Below are 1397 nucleotides of genomic sequence, written 5' to 3'. Positions count from 1 at the left end.
TACATCTGAATGACACGGCTTCGGCGGTGTGCTTGAGCCCCGCTACATTGTCGGCGCAGGACCACTTGACCAGTGAGCTATTACGCACTCTTTAAAGGGTGGCTGCTTCTAAGCCAACCTCCTGGTTGTCTGGGCGACCCCACATCCTTTCCCACTTAGCACACACTTAGGGGCCTTAGCCGGCGTTCTGGGCTGTTTCCCTCTCGACTACGAAGCTTATCCCCCGCAGTCTCACTGCCGCGCTCTCACGTACCGGCATTCGGAGTTTGGTTGATTTCGGTAAGCTTGTGGGCCCCCTAGACCATCCAGTGCTCTACCTCCGGCACGAAACACACGACGCTGCACCTAAATGCATTTCGGGGAGAACCAGCTATCACGGAGTTTGATTGGCCTTTCACCCCTAACCACAGCTCATCCCCCAGGTTTTCAACCCTGGTGGGTTCGGGCCTCCACGCGGTCTTACCCACGCTTCACCCTGGCCATGGCTAGATCACTCCGCTTCGGGTCTAGACCACGCGACTCAACCGCCCTATTCGGACTCGCTTTCGCTACGGCTACCCCACACGGGTTAACCTCGCCACGCAGCACTAACTCGCAGGCTCATTCTTCAAAAGGCACGCCGTCACCCCTAAAGGCTCCGACGGATTGTAAGCACACGGTTTCAGGTACTATTTCACTCCCCTCCCGGGGTACTTTTCACCTTTCCCTCACGGTACTAGTCCGCTATCGGTCACCAGGTAGTATTCAGGCTTAGCGGGTGGTCCCGCCAGATTCACAGCGAATTTCACGAGTACGCTGCTACTTGGGAACACCGTCAGGAGACACCGGGTTTTCACGTACGGGACTTTCACCCTCTACGGCCACGCTTTCCAGACGCGTTCCGCTAACCACAGTGTTTTATGACTCCTCGACCGTCCGGCAGAACGATCAGACAGGTCCCACGACCCCGTACACGCAACCCCTGCCGGGTATCACACGAATACGGTTTAGCCTCTTCCGCTTTCGCTCGCCACTACTCACGGAATCACGGTTGTTTTCTCTTCCTGCGGGTACTGAGATGTTTCACTTCCCCGCGTTCCCTCCACACGCCCTATGTGTTCAGGCGCAGGTGACCCCACATGACTGAGGCCGGGTTTCCCCATTCGGAAATTCTTGGATCTCAGCTCGGTTGACAGCTCCCCAAGACTTATCGCAGTCTCCTACGTCCTTCATCGGCTCCTGGTGCCAAGGCATCCACCGTGTGCTCTTAATAACTTGCCACAAAGATGCTCGCATCCACTGTGCAGTTCTCAAAGAACAACCAGACACCATCCCGCTAGTGCCGACGCCTACCGACTACTCGGCGGTTCGAAGGCGGGGATCGCCCTGTCGTTTCTCGCTGAAAGAGACACTCACGT

At 56.7% G+C, this 1397-nt stretch carries 1 rRNA gene (cut by a window edge); it reads right to left on the bottom strand.

The features are described from left to right. Positions 1-1260, bottom strand: a 23S ribosomal RNA gene (locus AB0G02_RS28385); it reaches 1644 nt to the left of the window's first position. Positions 1261-1397 lie beyond the last annotated feature (137 nt).

This window comes from Actinosynnema sp. NPDC023658 (assembly GCF_040639995.1).
Taxonomy (GTDB): Bacteria; Actinomycetota; Actinomycetes; order Mycobacteriales; family Pseudonocardiaceae; genus Actinosynnema.
This window is presented reverse-complemented; position numbering and strand designations above follow the sequence as displayed.